Source organism: Bradyrhizobium sp. i1.15.2 (assembly GCF_040548425.1).
Lineage (GTDB): Bacteria > Pseudomonadota > Alphaproteobacteria > Rhizobiales > Xanthobacteraceae > Bradyrhizobium > Bradyrhizobium canariense.
This window is the reverse complement of the sequence record NZ_JBEPRQ010000002.1, coordinates 168,118-182,836: the sequence shown is the minus strand read 5'-3', so window position 1 is coordinate 182,836 and position 14,719 is coordinate 168,118. Positions and strand designations below refer to the sequence as shown.

Genomic DNA, 14,719 nt, shown 5'->3' with positions numbered 1-14,719 from the left:
CGCACAAGCGACGTTTCGGTGGCGGATTCGTTAAAGCTGGGGACGGCGCGGAGTCGAATCAGAATCGGGGAGGAGTCAAATGGATTCCCGGCCCTGGAGCCCTCCCAAACAAAAAGTGCGAAAACAACCCCATGCACAGTAGGGATGCCATTGAAATCGCTTGCGTTTATTTTCACCAAAAAGGGAGATTCAGCACGGGACGCCCCTCTACTGCGTCTTCGCGATCCTGGGCGGCTGGGCCGTGGTGATGAAGCTGGTGGCTTCCAGCATGGCCGGCCCGAGCGGGGTCGGCACTTTCAGCCAGAACGGGACCAGGATGCGCGTTCCCGCGATCGGCGCGAACGCGACCTCGATGTTGCGCTGGGCGGCGAGATATTTGATCACGGGACGGTCGGGGATGTAGCCGGCGATGGGCACGAAATACAGCGAGCAGACCACGACCTGGCCGTGATAGCCCTTCTCCGCCTTCACGCTCTCCATGCGCTTGAAATCGAGCTTGAGCTCGTAGCGCATGCGGCCGTCGAACACGGCGGCGCTGCCGTGGCAGGCGTCCGCCGACAGCACGTCGCCGCTGCCTGCTACGCGCACCAGCGAGGCCGTCATCGGATCCCAGACGCCGCGGCGATGCGCGTCGGTGACGACGATGCGGTCGGGATCGACCGGCGGCTCCGGCAGGATGGCAAAATCCTTCACATTGCCCTTGTCGAGCGTGATGCGGATCTCTTCGGTCTTCTTCGAGGTGGTGGTGGAGGCCTGGTAGCCGGTCGCCACCAGCGCGCCGTTGACGACGCGGCCCTGCGAGGCGCCGGTGCCCGACCCGCCCGCGAACGATTTCAAGAGCCCCGAGGTACCGCCGGAGGCCGCGGCCGCGAACACATCGTCCTGGATGTCGATGTTCCAGGCGCCTCGGCCTACGGGAATGCCCGACAGCGTCGCCTCGTATTGCGCCTCGAGCTTGCCTTGCGCCGCCGCGGGCTCCGCCGCCCACGCCAAAACCAGCCCGCCAAGGGCCGCCATGACCCAGCGGCCGGCAGAGCGCGGATGACTTGCGCGTGGATTCCTTGCGCGCCGCTCCGCTGAGCGCAGCTCATTTGGGCGCAGGCTTGGCGCAAGATGAGACGTTGTGAGCACGAAACAATCCAATCGGGGCGCGAACGGTTGTTACTTAAGCCAAAACCCGCGCCAAGCAATGTGTCCGGGCCACTCCGCGTCCGGAACTCCACTGGACTCTTCGGGCGCGAATACGCCCTTTATGTGATGGTAAGGCGCGATAATCATTGCCGTTTTGGTGATCGGGGCGGGTCAGAACCGCGCACCTCACCCCGCCACCTCCACCGCTGTCATGCCCCGGCTTGACCGGGGCATCCAGTACGCCGCGGCCCCTCTGGTCAGCCGTACCGTCTCGGCGTACTGGATCGCCCGGTCGAGCCGGGCGATGACAGCTACCTTGGAGCACGAAACCCGCCCCAAAACCTTGACGTCCCGCCGCTTCCCCCCTATACGTCCGCCCGCTCCCTGCAAGGACAGAGAATTTGCCCGTGGCGCCCCGAATGGCGGCCGCACATCGTTGGGAAAGATTGAGGATTTTGCCATGTCTCGCCGCTGCGAATTGACGGCCAAGGGCCCCCAGGTCGGCCACACGGTCAGCCACTCCAACATCAAGACCAAGCGCCGCTTCCTGCCGAACCTGGTCAACGTGACCTTCATCAGCGAAGCGCTGGGCCGCAACGTGCGCCTGCGCGTCTCCACCAACGCGATCAAGAGCGTCGACCACAATGGCGGCCTCGATCCCTTCCTGCTCAAGGCCAAAGCCGCCGTGCTGTCGCCGCGCGCCCTCGAGCTGAAGCGCGCCATCCAGAAGAAGATCGGCCCGGCCCCTGCGCCAGAGAAGAAGGCGAGCTAAGAATTTTCGAATTGGGCGAGGGCTTGCGTCGCGAGGCGTAGGCTTAGCTGGATCAAGTTTTGCGTAACGGCCGGATCGGAAGATCCGGCCGTTTTTTCTTGTGCATCAAGGCTATGGCCTCGGAACACGGGGACTCCCCTCTCATCGATTCGCAGCCTATGCTTTAGCCTTATTGATCATCAACCGAGGCGTGCAAGAATAAGAAGGGAAATCGGCTCGGCTCATTGTGGCTAGTCGTCAGGGGCGGGAATGAACGTTGCTGTAAAAGCCGTAAAACATGCTGCACCCGGACCATACCTGGGCTTTTCCCTGCAACAGGTCCGTCTCTGCTATCATCTCTTAACCTGCCCTAGTGGAGCTCAGGTTTCGCTAGAACTGCTGGATGATGTAGCCGTCCACTACTCCAACGGCGCAGTCACTCTCGAGCAAACAAAGAGTGCCCTCAAACAAAATCCGCTATCTGACTGGGCCGCAGATTTATGGAAAGCGCTCGCCAATTGGCTCGACAGCGCGGCAAGTGGAGCGATTGATCCCAAGAAGTCTCAGTTTCGAATTTACGTGTCACCGTTTCACACGGGCTCTTGGGCTGAAGCGTTAAACAACTGTAATTCCAATGCCGACGTCAAAGGTCTAACCGACGCTATTGCCTCTAGCTTTAAGAAGAAGAAGCCCACTGCTTGCGCGACCTACATTCAGCGCTTCCTGTCAGCTACAGATGAAGAGCGGGCCGCCATTGCAAAGCGACTAATCATAGTAAGTGAAGACGATCCTATAGAGAGCCTACGCGCGCTCATTAAGACAACCGTGGTCGCCGAGCTAGTCGACGCTCTTTGTCATTCAGCCATCGGAATGGCAAAGGAATGGGCGGATGAGCTAATTCGCAAAGGAAAAGCAGCGAAGATAGACGGAGATAAGTTCAAGGCCAACTTCATCGCTTTTGTTCAAAGAAATAATCTTCCCGGTTTGCTCACATCCCTATCTTCAAAGCCAGAAGAAGAGCAGGTCGCAGCAATTCTCGTCAAACGACCAACCTTCATCCGCCAACTCGAGATTATTGACGCAAGCGAAGGCGATCGAGTCAGAGCGATCAGCGACTTCCTTCGAGCATCTTCAGATAAATCCCGCTGGGCAGAAGCAGGGCTCGTCTGGGAAGGGAGTTTCAGCGACTTCGACGATTCGCTTGTACGGCGCCACGGGCTAATCTCCGGAGAGATAGATGACCTCTTCTCGTTCGAGGAGGGAGCATTTCGAGGACGTCAAATCTACCGACGATGCGCCCAGCTGCAAATTCCGATCGATACTCGCTCGGTTCCCGAACACTTCGTGCATGGATCTTTCAACGCTCTGGCTGACGTTAGAGAAGTGGGCTGGCATCCCGATTACAAATCGTTGCTTGGACCCGCTGAGGAGTAACTCTGGATGCGGCCGTTGAACGAAATCGAGATTGTCCAGAATCCCGCGCTTGGCGCATACGCTCTTTGGCGGTTTGGGCTTGGATATCAGTCCGAGGACGGTCGCACCCCGCTGCTACCTTTGTCATTTCTTGTATTACCGCTCTTACTTCACCGACCAACATTGGATGTCATTAGTTCAACGCTGAAGCCGTCCGGGCTTACTCTCTTTGCAGCGAAGCTTGGAAAGGAGCGAGAGAAGCTCCTGGCGGTCCACGAGCGAGCGCTCGCTCTTCGACCCCTTACATTGCAGTCAATCGGATTGGGTATCAATCAACGCCTCCTCACGTTGGACTATACGACCACATACATTCGCGCGAATACACCCGAGACCTCCGTCCGAAAGGCTGCGGTCCCAGAAAGAATCAGAGCGTTCTCAGGGGCAGCGGACAAAGTTGGGTTCTGGTTCGCACAACTCAGTTTTCAACAAATAGCTTCTATTTTGGCAGTGGAGTTCTGATGTATTTCCAGATTCAGCAGCTCATTCTTTGGCCGCGCGCTAAAGCCCCGCCAAGGATCGTGAATTTCAAACGCAGAGCGGTGAGCGTTATCAGCGGCGCATCCAAAACAGGAAAATCGGCAGTCATTCCGATTATCGATTACTGTCTCGGAGCCGACAAGTGCGCGATCCCCGTTGGGGTAATCCGGGAAAAATGCGGATGGTTCGGAATCGTAATCGAAACCGTTGAAGGGCAGAAACTTCTGGCTAGGCGCGAGCCCGGCGATCAACAAAATACTGGCGACATGTTCTTCCTTGAGGGCCAAGAAGTCCAAGTTCCTGTTCGCATAGAGGGCAAGAACACCAACGTCGATTTCGTCAAGGAAGCGTTGAACCGACTAGCCGGTCTGACAAATCTCGAATTTGAGCCAAATCCGGAGAGTGGATACAAGGCTCGCCCAGGTTTTCGTGACCTTATGGCTTTCGTATTTCAGCCGCAGAACATTGTCGCAAATCCCGACGTTATGTTCTTCAAGGCCGACACTACCGAGCATCGCGAAAAGCTGAAGACGATCTTCCCCTATATCCTTGGAGCAGTCACTGCTGCAGTCTTGCAAGCGAGATTTGAACTGGACCGCCTCAATCGAATCTTGCGTCGCAAAGAAGCCGAGCTGCGAACGATGACGTCAGCGAACTCCGCCTGGCAACTGGAGGCACAAGGTTGGTTAAGGCAAGCAATCGAGCTTGGCTTACTGCCGGCAGATTTGACCCTTCCAACTGACTGGTCAAACATTGTCGACTTGCTTCGACGCGTCGTGACCAGCAATGCACGGAATGCGAGGCCGTCGCTTGCTGGAATTGATATCAGCTTGACGAGGTTAGAGCTTCTGAGAACCAACGAAAGCGATCTCGCCGAGCAACTTAACGAACACAGGCAACGTCTAAACGAGCTTAGACGCCTGTTGGAAAGTAGCGAAGCCTATGGTGGTGCAATACGCATTCAGCGCGATCGACTCGCTCTGGCGAGCTGGCTTCGCGGCCTAGTAACAACTGAAGTAGACGATCCTGTTGCAATTGTGAGTGGGGGTGATCGAAATCAACTCCTAAAGCTTTGCGATACTCTGGACGCGCTTGATGTAAGACTTCAGTCCCTTCCAAGCGTTTCCGGGACTCTTGATAAAGAAATGCTCCGCCAGCGAGCAGCCACCGAGGAAGTACTTAGTCGACTGAACGAGGTTCGAGGCGAAATTGGTAACTTGGAGAGAGATTCTGAAGCCGCACGCGAGGTCGCCGATCATTTCGACCGAGTCGAACGCTTTCTAGGTCGCCTCGAACAGGCGTTGCAATTGTATGACCGGGCTGACCAATCATCCGACCTACGCATGGAGATCGAAGGACTTCGAAGGCAAATTGAAACCCTTCAGAAGACAGTCTCTGACGCAGAGATCCGCCGCAAACTAAATAACGCGCTCACCCGAATTGAGAGCATGACCACTCAACTGGTGCCGCAGCTAGATGCCGAGTGGCCGGATGCTCCCGTGAGGCTCATAATCGACGACCTTACGGTAAAGGTAGTTCGCGGCAGCAGAGATGACTATCTTTGGGAAATCGGCAGTGGGGCGAATTGGCTCGCGTATCACGTCAGCTTGACGCTCGCGTTGCAAAAATTCTTTCTCGCTGAGCCTCAACATTTCGTACCTGCTCTGTTGATCTATGATCAACCTAGCCAAGTTTATTTTCCGAAGCGGGCCGCAAGCGATGACGCGACTGAAGCGTTCGCGCTGCGCGATCAGGACGTTCTAGCAGTCCGCAAGGTGTTTGCTCTTTTGGGACGAGAGGTCGAGGCCGCAGGTGGACGGCTTCAAATCATCGTCCTCGACCACGCCGACGAAGGCGTTTGGGGCGGCATCCCAAACGTCTCCCTTACAGAGGAATGGCGCGGCAAGGCACTCGTTCCCTCAGATTGGTGATCGCCATTTCGTGCAACGCGCCGGCGTCGCGTTGGCAGGCTCCAAAGAATGTCGAGCGAGATACCTTGCTGAGAGCAGCCCCCTACCCCCGAAAATCAATGCTCCGCAGCACGATCCCCGGCGGCGTGCCTTCGAACTCCGTAGCCTGATATTTGCGTCCGGTGCAGGCTTCGATGCGTTCGCGCAGGCGCGTGAACTGCTCTTCGCGCTCGCTGGGCCTGGCGCGCGGGCCGCGCTCGAGGTCGTCCATGGCGGAGGTCGAGATCGCGCAGGCGATCTCCTTACTGCCGTCCTGCATCGAGAACTGGACGATGCCGCGGTCCTGGTCGTGGGCGATGAAGCGGCTGGTGGTGAGCGTCATGGGGTACTCCTTTGCGTCCGCGTCGTGCCGGCCTTGTGCGCAATTACGCACTGGGGGCGTCGGTCAGCGTATCGAAGCACGCTGTGGCACGAGGATGCACAACAACTGACTTCGGTGGTTATGGGTCCTGGCTTTCGCCAGGACGACGGGTGTGCTTGCGAGCGTTGCGCGATGGCGCCACGAGTTGGCTTGCCGTCAGCCGTCGCCGTTGAGCCTTGCGAAATCGTCGAACAGCGCGGCGACCAGCGCACGGTGACGGGTGTCCTCGGCGGGGAGGCTCGCGGCATAGAGATTGAGCAGATGGCGGGCCTTCACGGCGGCCTCCGGCCAGGACGTGGCGGGCACCGACATCATGCGGTTTTCGAGCTCGGCCTCGCGCTCGCGCAGCTCCCTGACCTGGGCCTCGACATCGGCCAGCGCGCGGCGCAGATCGGTTGCCTTCTGGGCGGCCATGCCGCGGTGGCTGTCGAGATCGACCGGAATGTCAGTCATTTCAGGCACTCGCGTCGATACGTTGGGCATCCGCAAGGTCGACCGAGCCGATCGACAGCATCTCCGTCGCACCGCGCACGCCTTCGGAGGGCACCGTGATCATGGTGGCGACGCGGCGATAGGACGCGAAGGACAGGCCCTCGATCATCTCCTCGTCGGTGACGACCTCATAGGCGCCCGCCGGCAATTCGCGCGCGACGCCGCGGATGTGGAATGGATGTTTGAAGGTGATGGTTTCTCGCCGCGAGCGGATGGTCATGCGCGCCTGCCTTTCGCAAAGAAGGGGCCCCAACCGACGCCAGCCGTGGCGAACCATGCGCTTGTTACCCGGCAATAGCCAGCTTTATGTCAGCGCGGGCCGGGACTTAAGCTGCAAGCGCGACACTCGCGCGCGGCGTTTTAGTCCTCGCCATCGGCGCGGCGCGGGCGTACGCTCCAACGTGTCAGCGCAGCTCACGCAATTGCCGCGCGTCGATGTTGCGCTGCATCTTTCGCGCCTCGTGTGCGCAGCGGCGATCTTTCAATGGCTCGGGCAGGTGTAACTCGTCGCCTCGCCCAGCGACCATTGCAGCGCCGATCTCGCACGCGGACGAATTCGAAACCCAGGAGGAGACGACGTCATGGCCAAGGGACAGCAACGCAGCAATCGCGAGACCAAGAAACCGAAGAAAGACAAGATCAAGACCAGCGCCGCGGCGCCCAGCCGCAAGGATGCGGCGTGGCAGCCGGAGATCGGGCAGAAGAAGAAGTAGCGGCGAGGCCTCTTTCAAAACGGCGGGGCTCTCGCATAGGACGCTCAGCGGCGCCTGAGCGAGCGCCTCGTCCTTCGAGACGACCGCTTCGCGGTCTCCTCAGGATGAGGCTTGGCTGCACTCATGTGCGTTGAAATGCCGCCGCATACTCATCCCTCATCCTGAGGGCCCGCCGCAGGCGGGCGTCTCGAAGGATGGCCGCAGTCGAACTTCCGGCCATACATCTCCTTCTCCCCGCGCTTTTCCGCTATACTCGCCCGGGTAGCATCAGCGGGAGGGGTATCCTGTGGAGCACGAGCGCAACGCCGACCACACATCCGAGCCGAAGAATCTCGTCATCTGCTGTGACGGCACCGGCAACGAGATTTCCGAAAACATCTCCAACGTCCTGAAGCTGTATCGCTGCCTGCGCAAGACCGACAAGACGCGACCGCGGCAGATGGTGTTCTACGATCCCGGGGTCGGCACGGTGACCGAGCCGTCGACGTGGCACCGCTGGAAAGCCAACATCAATCTGGTGCTGGGGCTCGCCACCGGCTACGGGCTCGATGACAACACGCTGTCGGCCTATTGCTTCCTGGTCGAGCACTACGCGCCGGGCGACAGGATCTACCTGTTCGGCTTCTCGCGCGGCGCCTATACCGTGCGCGTGCTGGCGGGGCTGATCCACAAGATCGGCCTGATCTCGCCGGAGCAGGCCAACCTCGCAGGCAGTGGCCTCGTCGCCTACAAGCAATATTCCGGCACCGGGCGCGGCAACGATGTCAGCGACCTCGTCGATGAGGGTTTTGACGACAGCGGGCCGCTGCCGAAAAACAAGTTCGATCTCGCCGCCCAGTTCGCACGCATCACCTCGTCGCGCTGGCCGACCATCCACTTCATCGGCGTCTGGGACACGGTGGCGAGCGTGATCGTGCCGCGCGCCGACCGGGGCTATTTGCCGAGCTTCGAGGAGCTCGCCTTCACGCTGCGCAATCCCAGCGTCAACATCTTCCGCCAGGCGATCGCCATCGACGAGCGGCGCTGCATGTTCCGCCTCAAGCAGTATGAGGAGCCGCAGGATTACTGGCGCAACCGCTTCGTGCCCGACGACAAGAAGGAGCCGCAGGACATCCTGCAGGTGTGGTTCGCCGGCGTGCATTGCGACGTCGGCGGCGGCTATCCGGAAGCCGAGAGCGGCGAGTCCAAATATCCGCTGCTCTGGATGATCGAGGAGGCGGCCAAGGCCGGGCTGAACTTCAACCCGCGCACGGTGAACCAGCTCGCCTGGGGCATCCAGCGCAAGAACTCACCGTTTCAATATGTGGAGCCGGCCTACACCGGCAAGACGGGCGAGCTGCACAATTCGATGACGGCGCCCTGGCGCGTGCTGGAGTATCTGCCGAAGAGCGCGACCTACAAGGAATGGCCGGAGCGGAAGGTGTTTATGCGGCTCTACATTCCCGATTGCGAACCGCGCCTCATTCCCGAAGGCTCGCATGTGCATGAGAGCGTGTTGAAGCGGATGGCGGTGGAGCCCGGTTATCGGCCGGTGAATCTGCCGAAGGATTATGTGACGGTGCCGATGCCGGTGCCGCCGGGTGTGGGCGCTGGAGGCGAGGCGGGGGAGATCGTGGTGGGGTGACTCCGCTCGTCATTGCGAGCGCAGCGAAGCAATCCAGAATCTTTCCGCAGAGGAAGTCTGGATTGCTTCGCTGCGCTCGCAATGACGGACGGGCTTTGATGGCAGCCGCACCCCGCTACCGCTCCTTTCTCCATTCGCCAATACTTTTCATTAAAATTCTCCGCCCCGCTTTAGCCGGATCGAATCAACTCCTTGGCATCATCGACAAACCACCCGCGCCATCCGCGGAAATTGGAGGAGAGTGCCAATGCATCCGCGCCGACATGCCCGCGTCAAACCCGCAGGCCTCGTGTCCCGCCAGGCCAAGATCATCACCGACCCGCGCGCGCCGGTGATCCCCTGCACGCTGATCGACTATTCGCCGGGCGGCGCCTGCGTCGATCTCGGCGGCCAGGTGAAGATTCCCGATCGCTTCGAGCTGCTGCATGTCAACACCAAGAAGCGCTGCCGCGTGGCGTGGAAGCGCGGCACGAAAGTGGGCGTGGTGTTTTGAGTCCTTCCAGCTGTTGAACAAGGCCGCGCTCCACACTCCGCTCGGCTCCCTCCCCCCTTGTGGGGGAGGGTTGGGGAGAGGGGTGGCCCAGCAAAAGGTGTCGGCGACCTGCGAAGTGACGGCAACAGAGTCTCGCTTCATTCGACAGAGCACGCCGTGTGGCTACCCCTCTCCCTAGCCCTCCCCCACAAGGGGGGAGGGAACGCACTGTGCTTGCGGCGCGATCTCTCCCAACACAACAAATTCACGACTTCCGCATCCGCGCCTTTGCCCCCGCGACGATCTGCATCGCGACGCCGGCGATCCAGCCGAACAGGGCGAACCAGCTCCACGCAATATGCGGTTCGAGGCGGAGCACGATGATGGCGACGGAGGCGAGCGCAGTGAATGTGGCGCAGAGCGTGCCGGCGGAGCTCAACAGTTCCGCGGCGTCGATGTCGCCGTGGGCCTCGTCGAAAGGCAGTTGCGGTGTGTCGATGCCGAGATAGAAGCCGACGAAGCCCAGCACCATCATCAGCAGCAGGAAGCCTTCCGTGGTGAGCGCGGGTATAGCGGATCCCACGTAAGCGCCGACGAACAGCCCGCACGCCGCGCCCGCCATCGCAAGCCCCACGCGCTCGATGACGTGGGCAGCTTTCCGGATACGAAACCGCATGGCAGGCCTCCGCGAGGCGTTGGACGCACGCGAGGTTAGGCCAGATTTGGCGGAGGTGGAAGGTGAGAGGGTTTACGGATGCGTGAGGTGGGATGGTTTAGGACCAAAGGACGCAAGCGCGGCGACCTTTGCGTGGGCGCATGCCTCCCCGACCGTCATTGCGAGCGCAGCGAAGCAATCCAGGCTCTTTCCGCGGACGCAGTCTGGATTGCTTCGTCGCAAGGGCTCCTCGCAATGACGAGTTTGCGGCGCGGTCGTCGCGCCACATTCGCCCCCCTCACCGCGCCCCGAAATTGGTCTTGCCGAACAGCGCCTTCTGCGTCGAGGGCTGCGAGCGCCAGTATTGCGGGGGGGCTTCGACCTCGCCGCCGAGATCCGCTGCGGCGTGCCAGCCCCAGCGGGGGTCGTAGAGCATGCCGCGGGCGAGCGCGACCATGTCGGCCTTGCCGGATGCGACGATCTCTTCGGCCTGCTTCGGCTCCGTGATCAGGCCGACGGCGATGGTGGGCAAACCCGTCTCGCGCTTGATCGCCTCTGCGAACTGCACCTGATAGCCGGGGCCGAGCGCGATCTTCTGCAGCGGCGAGACGCCGCCGGAGGAGGCATCGATCCAGTCGACGCCGCGCGCCTTCAGCACCTTGGCGAACTCAATCGTCTGCGCCAGGTCCCAGCCGCCCTCGACCCAGTCGGTCGACGACACCCGCATCCCGACCGGCTTGTCGTGCGGGAATGCCGCGCGCACCGCGTCATAGACCTCCAGCGGGAAGCGCATGCGGTTTTCGAGCGAGCCGCCATATTCGTCGGTGCGTTTGTTCGAGATCGGCGACAGGAACTGATGCAGGAGATAGCCGTGCGCGCCGTGCAGCTCGATCGCGTCGATGCCGATGCGATCGGCGCGCTTCGCCGACTCGACGAAGGCATCGCGAATGCGCTTGAGGCCGGCGGCGTCGAGCGCCAGCGGCGCGGCTTCGCCCTCCTTGTGCGGCAGCGCTGACGGCGCCACGGTCTGCCAGCCGCCCTGGTCCTGCGGGATCAGCTGGCCGCCGTCCCAGGGCCGCGCGCTCGAGGCTTTGCGGCCCGCATGCGCGAGCTGCATTGCGACCGCGGTCGAGGAATGTTTCCGCACCGAGGTGAGGATCTGCTTCAGCGCGGCCTCGGCGGCATCGCTGTAGAGCCCGAGGCAGCCCGGTGTGATGCGGCCGATCGCCTCGACATGGGTCGCCTCGATGCAGAACATCGCCGCGCCCGACAGGCTGAGATTGTTGATGTGGGTGAAGTGCCAGTCGGTGGGAACGCCGTCCTCGGCCGAATATTGACACATCGGCGACACCACGACGCGGTTCTTCAAATTCAGGCCGCGCAGCTTGATCGGGGAAAACAGGACGCTCATGCGGGGGAGTTCCGGGATGGGGCGGGGAGTTGGACAGAGTGTAGTGAGCGATGCGCCGATTGCCAGCCGCGCGGCGGGCATGGCGGCTCGTAGCGTCATGCATTGCGGCCGCGCCGCCCTACTCCACCAGCGCGAACTGCAGCAGCAGGGTGCGCTGGAGCATCGAGAAATTGTCGTCGGACACCAGCGTCAGCACGGTCTCGCCGTCAGGCGTGACGTGGGCGTCGATGCCTTCCATGTTGTCGATCTCGTGGCCGAGATCGGCCTTGAACAGCACGGGGCCGTCGACCAATGCGCCCGGCGCGATCGATTTCAGGGGGATCGCGCGGATGCGGATATCGACGCCGGTGAACCAGGAAAATTTGCGTTCGAGGATCAGGAGATCGCTCGAGGGCAGCAGCACCGCATCGCTGATCAGCTGCTGCTCGGTGCGGCGAATGCTGAACTGGCCGGGCGTCGGGCCGCCGAGCAAGAATCCGATCAGATTGCCGTCGGCATCGAAGCCGCCCTCCGACAGCGCGATCAAGGTGCCCGCGAGCGGCTGCCCCTTTGGTATGTCCTTGGGGACAAACACCAGCGCCTCGAGCCCTTTATTATAGGGCAACTTCCGCACTGCCGGCGGCGTCGGCAGCACCTCGCCGCGGGCGCGCGTGCCGCCCTTCGAAAAATCGAACCGCATGATCTGGTTGACGCGCTCGAGCCCCACATAGACGAAGTCGCCGTCGCGCGCGAGCGATTCGGTGTCGTACCACAGCCGCTTCTCCGTGATCGGCCGCCCCTCCGCATTGAGCACCGGCGCAGCCTCGACGTCGTCGAGACCGGTCATGCTCCGCCCGGAATAGCGGATGCGACCGGTGAACCAGGTGCCCTGGTCGGAGATCGCGAGAAAGCGCTCGCCTTTGGTGTCGAGGAAGCGGAAGCCGGACAGGCCGCCGAAGCCGCGATGCGGCGAGGTCAGCACCAGGCCGCCGCGATAGTCCAGCGAACCGAACCGCGTGCGCGCGCGGTCGCGCGGCTCGAAATTGGGAATCGGCCGCGCGTTGACCTCGATGCCAACGGGCGCGGCGACGGCGTGCTCGATGAGCGCCGGCTTCGGCGCGGGCTGTGCCTGCGCCAGACGAGACAGTGCGAGAGTGGAAAATCCCGCCGCCGCGTGGCCGATAAAGCTGCGGCGGGATCGATGCTTGCTCACGAATGCAATTTGCGTCGCGGGCGGTTGGCCGGCTGCGTGGGCGCGGTGTTGGTCTCGCTGAAGAGTTCGGCGAGTTTTTCGGTGATGGCGCCGCCGAGCTCTTCGGCGTCCACGATCGTCACCGCGCGGCGGTAATAGCGCGTCACGTCATGGCCGATGCCGATCGCGATCAGCTCGACCGGCGAGCGGGTCTCGATCTCCTCGATGATGTGGCGCAGGTGCCGCTCGAGGTAGTTGCCGGGATTGACCGACAGCGTGGAATCGTCGACCGGCGCGCCGTCCGAGATCATCATCAGGATCTTGCGCTGCTCGGGCCGGCCGAGCAGGCGCTTGTGCGCCCAGTCGAGCGCCTCGCCGTCGATGTTCTCCTTCAGCAGCCCCTCGCGCATCATCAGGCCGAGATTCTTTCGCGCACGACGCCACGGGGCATCGGCCGACTTGTAGATGATGTGGCGGAGATCGTTGAGGCGGCCGGGACTGGCCGGCTTGCCGGCGGCAAGCCACGCCTCGCGCGATTGGCCACCCTTCCAGGCGCGCGTGGTGAAGCCGAGAATCTCGACCTTGACGCCGCAACGCTCCAGCGTGCGGGCGAGGATGTCGGCGCAGGTCGCCGCGACCGTGATCGGCCTGCCGCGCATCGAACCGGAATTGTCTAAGAGCAGCGTCACCACGGTGTCGCGGAACGTCGCCTCCTTCTCGTGCATGAAGGACAGCGGGTGATAGGGATCGGTCACCACGCGGGACAGGCGCGCGGGGTCCAGGATGCCCTCTTCGAGATCGAACTCCCAGGCGCGGTTCTGCTGCGCCATCAAGCGCCGCTGGAGGCGGTTGGCGAGACGGGCGACGATGCCCTGCAGATGTGCGAGCTGCTTGTCGAGATAGGCGCGCAGGCGCTCCAGCTCGTCATGGTCGCAGAGGTCTTCGGCGGCGATGATCTCATCGAACTTCGGCGCGAAGGCGTGATATTCCGGCCCGCGCGGCTCGTTCTTGCCGTGCGAATTCGGTCGCGTCGCCTCGCCCGGCGTCTCGTCGTCGCCGAGTTCGCCGTCGTCGAAGGTGTCGGAGGTCGAGGCCTGCGCGCTTTCCATCGCGCTCTCGCTCATCTCCTCGCTCGACGCCTGGGCTTGATCAGCGCTCATCTCCTGCGCGGCGTCGGAATCGGGCGAGCCCTCGGCGCCGGACTGATCGTTGTCGCCGTCCTGGTTCTCGTCGTTCTCGTCATTGTCTTCGCTGTCGGCGCTGCGCTCGTCGCCGATCTCGAGCGCCGTCAGGAGATCATGCACGGCATCGCCGAACCTGGTCTGGTCCTCGACCACGGTATCGAGCCGATCGAGCCGCCTGCCGATCTTGTCTTCGAGGATGGGACGCCAGAGATCGACCATCTTCTTGGCGGCCGTCGGCGGCGCCATGCCGGTCAGGCGTTCGCGCACCAGCATCGCCAGCGCGTCGGCGAGCGGCGCGTCGGCGCGATCGGTGATCTCGTCGAACTTGCCGCGATGGAAATGGTCGTCGAGCATCGCAGTGAGGTTCTTCGCAACGCCCGCCATGCGCCGCGCACCGATCGCCTCGACACGGGCCTGCTCCACCGCCTCGAACACGCCGCGCGCCTGCGGATTGCCGGGCATCAGCTTGCGATGCAGCTTCGGATCGTGACAGGCGAGCTTGAGCGCGATCGAGTCGGCATGGCCGCGCACGATCGCGGCATCGCGCCTGGTCATTTTTCGCGCGGGTTCGGGCAGCCGCGCCTTGCCCGGTGCGAGCCCGGGACGCTCGGCGGCGAAGCTGACGTCGAGCTCGGGCGCCTTGGCGATCGCCTTCAGGCAGGAGGCCACCGAGCGCTTGAACGGCTCGGTCGGAGCTTCCTTGGTGTTGCGGAATTTGGAGTTGGAGGTGGTGCTCATCTCGCCCTTACCCGTCGTCCCGGCGAAGGCCGGGACCCATAACCACCGGCGATCATTGCGTCAGGAGAAATTATCGGCGGCGCTTCACTCGAGACA

At 62.2% G+C, this 14,719-nt stretch carries 15 protein-coding genes; 7 read left to right on the top strand and 8 right to left on the bottom strand.

Annotated features, from left to right (window positions below; translation table 11 throughout):
- Window positions 1-207: 207 nt before the first annotated feature.
- Entirely contained in the window at window positions 208-1,017 is an 810-nt protein-coding gene (locus ABIB80_RS05690; RefSeq protein WP_354127132.1) for a DUF3108 domain-containing protein, read from the bottom strand.
- 574 nt (window positions 1,018-1,591) lie between these two features.
- On the opposite strand from ABIB80_RS05690, the gene rpmB reads away from it, so the two are divergent.
- The 4 genes from rpmB (at window position 1,592) to ABIB80_RS05670 (ending at window position 5,763) form a co-directional block, all read left to right on the top strand.
- Complete coding sequence (gene rpmB / locus ABIB80_RS05685) at window positions 1,592-1,903, top strand: 50S ribosomal protein L28 (protein WP_007599259.1); 312 nt, start codon at window positions 1,592-1,594, stop codon at window positions 1,901-1,903.
- Between the two features lie 249 nt (window positions 1,904-2,152).
- Entirely contained in the window at window positions 2,153-3,316 is a 1,164-nt protein-coding gene (locus tag ABIB80_RS05680) for an ABC-three component system protein (RefSeq protein ID WP_354127131.1), read from the top strand.
- A 6-nt stretch (window positions 3,317-3,322) separates the two neighbouring features.
- On the top strand, window positions 3,323-3,814 hold the full coding sequence (locus ABIB80_RS05675; protein ID WP_354127130.1) for a three component ABC system middle component: 492 nt from the start codon (window positions 3,323-3,325) through the stop codon (window positions 3,812-3,814).
- Entirely contained in the window at window positions 3,814-5,763 is a 1,950-nt protein-coding gene (locus ABIB80_RS05670; RefSeq protein ID WP_354127129.1) for a DUF3732 domain-containing protein, read from the top strand. The genes ABIB80_RS05675 and ABIB80_RS05670 overlap by 1 nt, the downstream gene beginning before the upstream one ends.
- A gap of 82 nt (window positions 5,764-5,845) precedes the next feature.
- Here the strand turns inward: ABIB80_RS05670 and ABIB80_RS05665 are convergent, their stop codons facing one another.
- The 3 genes from ABIB80_RS05665 to ABIB80_RS05655 all read right to left on the bottom strand — a co-directional run bounded on the left by ABIB80_RS05665 (window position 5,846) and on the right by ABIB80_RS05655 (window position 6,875).
- Entirely contained in the window at window positions 5,846-6,124 is a 279-nt protein-coding gene (locus tag ABIB80_RS05665) for a DUF1488 family protein (protein ID WP_007599254.1), read from the bottom strand.
- Between the two features lie 195 nt (window positions 6,125-6,319).
- Window positions 6,320-6,616, bottom strand: a complete 297-nt coding sequence (locus ABIB80_RS05660; RefSeq protein WP_007599252.1) for a hypothetical protein — start codon at window positions 6,614-6,616, stop codon at window positions 6,320-6,322.
- A gap of 1 nt (window position 6,617) precedes the next feature.
- Complete coding sequence (locus ABIB80_RS05655) at window positions 6,618-6,875, bottom strand: hypothetical protein (protein ID WP_007599250.1); 258 nt, start codon at window positions 6,873-6,875, stop codon at window positions 6,618-6,620.
- Window positions 6,876-7,236: 361 nt separating this feature from the next.
- Here ABIB80_RS05655 and ABIB80_RS05650 point away from each other — a divergent pair, with 361 nt between their 5' ends.
- The 3 genes from ABIB80_RS05650 to ABIB80_RS05640 all read left to right on the top strand — a co-directional run bounded on the left by ABIB80_RS05650 (window position 7,237) and on the right by ABIB80_RS05640 (window position 9,485).
- The gene (locus tag ABIB80_RS05650) at window positions 7,237-7,368 is read left to right on the top strand and encodes a hypothetical protein (protein ID WP_007599247.1); all 132 of its coding nucleotides are present in this window, start codon (window positions 7,237-7,239) and stop codon (window positions 7,366-7,368) included.
- Between the two features lie 286 nt (window positions 7,369-7,654).
- On the top strand, window positions 7,655-8,992 hold the full coding sequence (locus tag ABIB80_RS05645) for a T6SS phospholipase effector Tle1-like catalytic domain-containing protein (RefSeq protein ID WP_354127128.1): 1,338 nt from the start codon (window positions 7,655-7,657) through the stop codon (window positions 8,990-8,992).
- A gap of 247 nt (window positions 8,993-9,239) precedes the next feature.
- Entirely contained in the window at window positions 9,240-9,485 is a 246-nt protein-coding gene (locus ABIB80_RS05640; RefSeq protein WP_007599245.1) for a PilZ domain-containing protein, read from the top strand.
- Between the two features lie 244 nt (window positions 9,486-9,729).
- Here ABIB80_RS05640 and ABIB80_RS05635 read toward each other — a convergent pair whose 3' ends face one another.
- From ABIB80_RS05635 to cobT, 4 genes are all read right to left on the bottom strand, one after another.
- Entirely contained in the window at window positions 9,730-10,140 is a 411-nt protein-coding gene (locus ABIB80_RS05635) for a hypothetical protein (RefSeq protein WP_007599237.1), read from the bottom strand.
- A 277-nt stretch (window positions 10,141-10,417) separates the two neighbouring features.
- Window positions 10,418-11,530 (bottom strand): NADH:flavin oxidoreductase/NADH oxidase, encoded by a 1,113-nt coding sequence (locus ABIB80_RS05630; protein ID WP_035993952.1) that lies wholly within the window; start codon window positions 11,528-11,530, stop codon window positions 10,418-10,420.
- Between the two features lie 118 nt (window positions 11,531-11,648).
- On the bottom strand, window positions 11,649-12,722 hold the full coding sequence (locus ABIB80_RS05625; protein ID WP_007599235.1) for an esterase-like activity of phytase family protein: 1,074 nt from the start codon (window positions 12,720-12,722) through the stop codon (window positions 11,649-11,651).
- Window positions 12,719-14,623: a cobaltochelatase subunit CobT gene (gene cobT, locus ABIB80_RS05620; protein WP_007599234.1), complete on the bottom strand. Its 1,905-nt coding sequence runs from the start codon at window positions 14,621-14,623 to the stop codon at window positions 12,719-12,721. The genes ABIB80_RS05625 and cobT overlap by 4 nt, the downstream gene beginning before the upstream one ends.
- Between the last annotated feature and the right edge of the window lie 96 nt (window positions 14,624-14,719).